Annotated in this window: 7 protein-coding genes and 2 pseudogenes; 3 read left to right on the top strand and 6 right to left on the bottom strand. The window is 73.8% G+C overall.

Annotated elements, in window-relative coordinates; all coding sequences use genetic code 11:
• Nucleotides 1-245 (bottom strand): annotated as a pseudogene (locus tag ACOJUF_RS12895) (aspartate carbamoyltransferase); the annotation flags it as partial.
• 62 nt (nucleotides 246-307) lie between these two features.
• The gene (pyrR, locus tag ACOJUF_RS12890) at nucleotides 308-901 is read right to left on the bottom strand and encodes a bifunctional pyr operon transcriptional regulator/uracil phosphoribosyltransferase PyrR (RefSeq protein WP_420122245.1); all 594 of its coding nucleotides are present in this window, start codon (nucleotides 899-901) and stop codon (nucleotides 308-310) included.
• A gap of 363 nt (nucleotides 902-1,264) precedes the next feature.
• Here pyrR and ACOJUF_RS12885 point away from each other — a divergent pair, with 363 nt between their 5' ends.
• Complete coding sequence (locus ACOJUF_RS12885; RefSeq protein ID WP_420122244.1) at nucleotides 1,265-1,750, top strand: transcriptional regulator; 486 nt, start codon at nucleotides 1,265-1,267, stop codon at nucleotides 1,748-1,750.
• Between the two features lie 191 nt (nucleotides 1,751-1,941).
• Here ACOJUF_RS12885 and nusB read toward each other — a convergent pair whose 3' ends face one another.
• Genes nusB through ACOJUF_RS12870 form a run of 3 tightly spaced genes read right to left on the bottom strand, consistent with a single transcriptional unit; the run spans nucleotide 1,942 to nucleotide 4,153 of the window.
• The gene (gene nusB / locus ACOJUF_RS12880; RefSeq protein ID WP_420122243.1) at nucleotides 1,942-2,376 is read right to left on the bottom strand and encodes a transcription antitermination factor NusB; all 435 of its coding nucleotides are present in this window, start codon (nucleotides 2,374-2,376) and stop codon (nucleotides 1,942-1,944) included.
• Nucleotides 2,377-2,392: 16 nt separating this feature from the next.
• Nucleotides 2,393-2,956 carry an elongation factor P gene (gene efp / locus ACOJUF_RS12875; RefSeq protein WP_420122242.1) on the bottom strand — a complete coding sequence of 188 codons (564 nt, stop codon included), beginning with the start codon at nucleotides 2,954-2,956 and terminating at the stop codon, nucleotides 2,393-2,395.
• A 48-nt stretch (nucleotides 2,957-3,004) separates the two neighbouring features.
• Nucleotides 3,005-4,153, bottom strand: a complete 1,149-nt coding sequence (locus ACOJUF_RS12870) for an aminopeptidase P family protein (protein ID WP_420122241.1) — start codon at nucleotides 4,151-4,153, stop codon at nucleotides 3,005-3,007.
• Nucleotides 4,154-4,449: 296 nt separating this feature from the next.
• Here ACOJUF_RS12870 and ACOJUF_RS12865 point away from each other — a divergent pair, with 296 nt between their 5' ends.
• The gene (locus tag ACOJUF_RS12865; protein WP_420122240.1) at nucleotides 4,450-5,124 is read left to right on the top strand and encodes a type 1 glutamine amidotransferase domain-containing protein; all 675 of its coding nucleotides are present in this window, start codon (nucleotides 4,450-4,452) and stop codon (nucleotides 5,122-5,124) included.
• Here the strand turns inward: ACOJUF_RS12865 and ACOJUF_RS12860 are convergent.
• Complete coding sequence (locus ACOJUF_RS12860) at nucleotides 5,114-6,028, bottom strand: LysR family transcriptional regulator (protein ID WP_420122239.1); 915 nt, start codon at nucleotides 6,026-6,028, stop codon at nucleotides 5,114-5,116. The two genes, ACOJUF_RS12865 and ACOJUF_RS12860, sit on opposite strands and share 11 nt — an antisense overlap.
• A 124-nt stretch (nucleotides 6,029-6,152) precedes the next feature.
• On the opposite strand from ACOJUF_RS12860, the pseudogene ACOJUF_RS12855 reads away from it, so the two are divergent.
• Nucleotides 6,153-6,486 (top strand): annotated as a pseudogene (locus tag ACOJUF_RS12855) (chloride channel protein); the annotation flags it as partial.

Genomic DNA, 6,486 nt, shown 5'->3' with positions numbered 1-6,486 from the left:
ACCGAGGAGCCCTTGGCCGAGAAGTTGATGACGTCGGCGGAGAGCCGCTTGGCCGCCAGCTCGAACGAGATGCGGGTGCGGGTGGAGTCCTCGAAGAACAGGTTGACCACGGTGCGGCCGCGCAGCGTGGGCAGCTTGCGCACCTCCCGGCCGCCGATGGCCTGGTCGATGCGCTCGGCGGTGTCGAGGATCAGCTCGGCCCCGTCCCTGGACAGGTCGCCGGTGGACAGCAGATGCCGGGGCAGGGCCGGCGCCGCGGGCCGCGGCGCGGCGGACCGCACCGGTCGCGCCGCGTCCTGGATGGTGGTCATGACGTCCGCTCTCCCTCGAGTTCGCCAGCAGATCCGCTGGCGGGGTCGCGGGGCGGCACCGCGCGGGCCAGCTCCACGCCGTCGATGCCGTCGATCTCGATCAGCCGAACGGCCACGTCGTCGCCGAAGGCCGTCGGGATGTTCTTGCCCACGTAGTCGGCCCGGATCGGCAGCTGCCGGTGGCCCCGGTCGACCAGCACGGCCAGCTGGATCGCCGCCGGCCGGCCCAGATCGCGCAGGGCGTCCAGCGCCGCGCGGATGGTGCGTCCGGAGTAGAGCACGTCGTCGACCAGGACCACGATCGCGTCGTCGACGCCGCCCGCCGGGATCCGGGTCTCCTCCAGGGCGCGGGGCGGCCGCCGGCGCAGGTCGTCCCGGTAGAGGGTGATGTCCAGGGATCCGACCGGGGTGGGGCGGGACGTGAAGGCGGTCAGCCGGTCGGCCAGCCGGCGGGCCAGGTGCACGCCGCGGGTCGGGATCCCCAGCAGCACGACCGGCAGGTCGCCGTTGCGTTCCAGGATCTGGTGGGCGATCCGGTCGATGACCCGGGCGATCTGGGCCGCCCCGAGGATCTCGGCGAGGACCGTCACGGCGGCATCGGAACCGGACGGATCCGGAGCGGACGGGTCGGGGGCGGCGGGGACGGTGGATTCACGTCCGGGACCGAGCCGGGTACCGGCGTCGGACGAACTGGCCTGAGCAGGGCGCGCGGGCACCTCGAGCAGACCTCCTTTCCCGCCTCACTGGACGGTCCTTAAAGGGTGGTCGAGCGCAGATGCTACCAACTGCCGGGGCCCCTGACGGGCGGGTCACCGGCGGCGCGGGCGGGCCGGACCCACCGATCGCCAGTCCTCCGTGAAGCCATTGGCACGCCTGCCCGGATTGCGACTACTCTGCGTATACACTCGTCAAGCAGCGCCACCACAGAACCACCGCCTCACCAGGGAGCCGTCATGACCCAGGACTACGCCCACGCCCTGGGCGCCCGGCTGCGCTCGATCCGGGCCCAGCAGGGCCTGAGCCTGCACGGCGTCGAGGAGAAGTCCGAGGGTCGGTGGAAGGCCGTCGTGGTCGGCTCCTACGAGCGCGGCGACCGCGCGGTGACGGTGGCCAAGCTGGCCGAACTCGCGGAGTTCTACGGTGTCCCGGTCGCCGAACTGCTGCCCGACGCCCGGGCGACCCGGCGCGGCGCGCCGAGCCCCAAGCTCGTCATCGACCTGCAGCGACTGGCCGAACTGCCCGCCCATCAGGCCGGCCCGCTGGCCCGCTACGCCGCCGCGATCCAGTCGCAGCGCGGCGACTACAACGGCAAGGTCCTGACCATCCGCTCCGAGGATCTGCGATCACTAGCCGTGATCTACGACATGAGTGCAGAGGATCTCACCGACCAGCTGGTCCAATGGGGCGTCCTGCCGGCCGGCACCGAGCTCGGCGAGTAGTCCGGGCCCGATCGTCCGGTTCGCCGGCCACCTCTGCGCCCGGAGCGACCGGATGTCCGGTTCCGCGCTGACGTCATCGGCGCGGCCCGGACCGGCCTCTGCCCTCCCCGCACCTGCCCGCGTCCCGCCGCGGCGGCCCGGGTGGCCGGCCGCCGGACGGCGCGGGCGACCGGCGAGCGGCGGTGGACCGCTCAGGCGCCGCGCAACTGCGGGGTGATCACCGCGAGCTGGCCGAGCACCCCGTTGACGAAGCGGGGCGAATCGTCGGTCGAGAGCACCTTGGCCGCGTCCACCGCCTCGTTGACCACCACCGCAGGAGGCACCTCGGTCGAGTAGAGCAACTCGTAGACGGCGATCCGCAGGATCGCCCGGTCGACCGCCGGCATCCGCTCCACCGTCCAGCCCCGGGCGTGCTCGGCCAGCAGGCCGTCGATCCGCTCCCGGTGCTCGGCGACCCCGCGGACCACCCCTTCGGCGTACTCGCCGATCGGCGTCCAGCTGTGCCGGTCCGGTCCGGTCGGCTCCTGCATCCGCTCGTCGAGCACGATCAGGGGGTCGACTCCCCGCGCCTCGGCGGCGTAGAGCACGTCGAGAGCGCGTTTGCGGGCCTTGCTGCGAGCACTCATCCCACTGCTCGGGTCGTCAGCTGTTCACTCGGCCGAGGTACCGGCCGTCACGGGTGTCGACCTTGATCTTGTCGCCGGTGTTGAGGAACAGCGGCACCTGGATCTCGGCCCCGGTCTCCAGCGTGGCCGGCTTGGTGCCGCCGGTCGACCGGTCCCCCTGCAGTCCGGGATCGGTGTGGGAGACGACCAGCTCGACCGAGGCCGGGAGCTCGACGTAGAGCACCACGCCCTCGTTCTGCGCGATGAGCGCCTCCTGGTTCTCCAGCAGGTAGTCGGCGGCCGAGCCGACCGTCGCGGCCGGGATGTGGATCTGGTCGTAGGTGTCGCCGTCCATGAACACGTACTCGGCGCCGTCCTTGTACAGGTAGGTCATGTCCCGCTTGTCCACCGTCGCGGTCTCGACCTTGACCCCGGCGTTGAAGGTCTTGTCGACGACCTTGCCGGAAAGCACGTTCTTGAGCGTGGTCCGCACGAAGGCCGGCCCCTTGCCCGGCTTGACGTGCTGGAACTCGGTGATGGTCCAGAGCTGGCCGTCGAGGTTGAGGACGAGCCCGTTCTTGAAGTCGCTGGTGCTGGCCATGGTGCGGGTGTCGCGCCTTTCGCTGGTCTCGGCCGGACCGGCGGCGCGTCAGAGCACGCGCAGATCCTTGGAGGTCGTGGTGAGGACGTGATAGCCGTCGGGACGGATCACGCCGCTGTCCTCGATGCGTACCCCGCCGCGCCCGGGCAGGTAGACCCCGGGTTCGACGGTGACGCACATGTCGGGCGCCATGATACTGGCCGATCCGCGGGCCAGGCTCGGCGCTTCGTGGATCTGCAGGCCCACCCCGTGGCCCAGGCCGTGCGCGAACTCGGGGCCGTACCCGGCAGCGGCGATGAGGTCGCGGGCGGCGGCGTCGACCGCGTCGCCGGTCGCGCCGGGCGCGCAGGCCGCCCGCCCGGCCGCCTGCGCCGCGTGCACCAGGTCGTAGATCTCCCGCTGCCACGCGGCGGGCTCGCCGAGCACCACGGTGCGGGTCATGTCCGAGTGGTAGCCGTCGACGATCGCACCGAAGTCGAGTTTGACCAGGTCACCGGGGGCCAGGACGGCCGCGGTCGGCCGGTGGTGCGGGATGGCGCTGTTCGCGCCGGCGGCGACGATCGTCTCGAACGCGGGATCGGCGGCACCCAGCTCACGCATGCGCCGGTCCAGGTCGAGGCCGACCTCCCGCTCCGTGCGGCCGGGCCGGATGCCGTCGGCGGCGATCAGCTCGGCCAGCGCCCGGTCCGCGACGGCGCACGCCCGCGCCAGCGCGTCGATCTCGGTGGCGTCCTTGACCAGCCGGACGCCCTCGACCACGTCCAGCGTCGTGCGCAGCGACACCGGACGGCGGCGCTCGCGGGCCACGGCCTGCAGCACGTCGTAGGCGGCGACGGGCAGGGAGCGTGCCTCGAACCCCACGCTGCCGGCCGGCGCCCCCCTCAGCAGGGCGACGTCACTGGGCCGGGCGATCAGCCGGGGCAGGTCCGGCACCTGGTCCTGCGCCTGCACGGTGTAGCGGCCGTCGGTGCAGAACCGGGTCCGCGCATCCGCCTCATCGGTGGCCTTATCGACGTGCCCGTGGGCCCGGCCGGGTTCCTCGTCGTCGGCGGTGACGAGCAGCAGCGCGGCATTCGAGCCGGTGAAGCCGGTCAGATAGCGGACGTTGACCAGGTCGGTGACCAGGAGCGCGTCGATGCCCGCGGCGGCGAGCGCGGCACGGACGGTGGACCGGCGGGTGTGGTGCGGGCTCGTCACGAGCACCGATGGTAGGCGGGGCGGCCGGCCAGGGAGCACCGGCGGCCGTCCGGCCGGGCCGCGGTCGCGGGCGGGCGGTCGACGTGTCGAGCGGGCCCCGGCGGGGCACCTGTCCTCCAGGGCCGAGCGACCCTCCCCCGCCGGCACCCGGCCATCGGGGACCGGATCGGGGCCATCGGGCGACCGATGGGTGGGTCGAGCGGCCCGCGCCTACCCTCGATCCCGGTCAGTCGCCCCATCCCGTGACGACCGAACCCGAACCCGAACCCCGAACCCCGAACCCGGAGAGGCCCATCATGTCCGCCAAGCGTGTCCTGCTCGCCCTGACCAGCAACGACGATCTCGGCGGGGTCCGCAAGACCGGCTACTTCGTCGGCGAGGCGGCCCATCCGTGGAAGGAGTTCGTGGACGCCGGCTTCGACGTCGACGTCGCCTCGGTCGCCGGGGGCACCCCGCCGCAGGACGGGTACGACGAGTCCGACGAGATCCAGAAGGCCTTCCTGGCCGATGCGAAGATCAGCGCCCAGCTCGCCGACACCACCCGGCTGGACGAGGTGGACCCCACTGCCTACGACGCCGTCGTGCTGGTGGGCGGCCACGGCACCATGTGGGACTTCCCGGACAGCGTCGCGCTCGCCGCCATCGGCCGGGAGATCTACGAGTCGGGCGGGGTCGTGGCCGCGGTCTGCCACGGGCCGTCGGGCCTGGTCAACATGACACTGACCGACGGCACCCCGCTGATCGCCGGGAAGACGGTCGCCGGCTTCACCAACGAGGAGGAGGAAGCGGTCGGCCTCACCGAGGCCGTCCCCTTCCTGCTCGCCGACAAGCTGACCGAACGGGGCGCGACGCACGTGCCCGCGCCCGCGTGGTCCGAGCACGTCGAGGTCGACGGCCGGCTGGTGACCGGCCAGAACCCGCAGTCGGCGACCGCCGTGGGCCGCGAGGTCGTCACCCTGCTCACGGACTGACCGCGGCCGGGTCCCGACCGATCCGGAGCAACCCGGCGTGCACCGCCCGCAGCGCCGGGTCCCGGTCGAGCGCGCCCGTGCGGACGGCCAGGTGGAGGGTGTTGAGCGGCGGCAGCTCCGGGTCGGCCAGCCGGACCAGCCGCCCGGCGGTGAGGTCGTCCGCGACCAGGTACGTCGGCAGCACCGACACCCCCAGCCCGGCCACCACCATCGCCGCGATCGTGCGCAGGTCGGGCACGATCGCCCAGGGCACGATCTCGGCCGGGCGCCGGCCGAACACCGTCCGCCAGAAGCGGCGGATGATGGGCAACTGCTCGGCGTAGGCGATGACCGGCACCCCCTGCCAGCGCCGGGGGTCGGCCGGATCACCCGGGCCCGCCGGGCGCCACCGCGGGGCGCCGACCAGGGCGAACTCCTCGTCGACCAGCGGCGTGGCGCTGATCCCGGCCAGCCGCGGGCGGATCGCGCTGACCACCAGGTCGGTCCCGCCGGCGCTCAGTTCGGCCAGCAGCGGGTCGGACAGCCCGAAGGTGATCCGCACCCGGGAGCCCGCGCCGAGGATCTCGTCCAGCCGGGGCAGCACCCGGTGGGACAGGTACTCGGCCGGCCCACCGAGGTGGATCGGGTGGTCGTCCGTCCCGGGTCGCCCGGCCCAGAGGACCTCCTCCAGTTCGTCCAGCGGGCGCGCGACCCGCGCCGCCAGGGCATCGGCCCGAGTGGTCGGCACCACCCCGGTCGGCCGCCGCTGGAACAGCTCGTGGCCCAACTCGGACTCCAGGGCGGCGATCTGGGCGGTGACCGTCGACTGGGCCCGGCCGAGCTCGCGGGCGGCCCGGCTCAGCGACCGGGTCCGGTAGGCGGTCAGGAACGTGCGCACCAGGTCCAGATCGATCTCGCCGGCCACCGTCGCAACCCCTTTCGTCCCGGGCCGGTCCGCCGGGCCCGGCGCGGGCCGGGCCGCCCCGGGCCGCCGGCGGGATTCCCGGGTCGTCACCCGCGGCCATCATCACCCCGGTCATGATGACGGGGTGATCTCCGTCCGGCGACTGGCCCTGGCCGTCGCGGTGGGCATCCTGGCCGGGATCGGCGGGATCGCGGTCACGCTGGTGTTGCACGGCACCCAGCACCTGCTGTTCGGCTACGACGCCGGCACCTTCCTGCAGGGCATCGAGGCCGCGCCGGGATGGCGGCGGGTGGCCGGCGCGGCCGCCGGCGGGCTGGTCGTCGGCCTGGGCTGGGCCGCCCTCCGCCGGACCGGCCGGCCACCCACCGTCGGCGACGCGATCGGCGACGGCGCCCCGTTGCCGATCGGCCGGACCGGGCCCGACGCCCTGCTCCAGGCCGTCGCGGTCGGCGGCGGGG

It is taken from the genome of Nakamurella sp. (genome assembly GCF_048594475.1).
GTDB lineage: Bacteria > Actinomycetota > Actinomycetes > Mycobacteriales > Nakamurellaceae > Nakamurella.
The sequence above is the reverse complement of the archived record's forward strand: the minus strand, read 5'-3'. Positions and strand labels throughout refer to the sequence as shown.

What these genes read in the sequence shown, in the direction of transcription:
- ACOJUF_RS12885 (WP_420122244.1), top strand. Translation starts at nt 1,265, where the DNA reads ATGACCCAGGACTACGCCCACGCCCTGGGCGCCCGGCTGCGCTCGATC.
- nusB (WP_420122243.1), bottom strand. Translation starts at nt 2,376, where the DNA reads ATGAGTGCTCGCAGCAAGGCCCGCAAACGCGCTCTCGACGTGCTCTAC.
- efp (WP_420122242.1), bottom strand. Translation starts at nt 2,956, where the DNA reads ATGGCCAGCACCAGCGACTTCAAGAACGGGCTCGTCCTCAACCTCGAC.
- ACOJUF_RS12865 (WP_420122240.1), top strand. Translation starts at nt 4,450, where the DNA reads ATGTCCGCCAAGCGTGTCCTGCTCGCCCTGACCAGCAACGACGATCTC.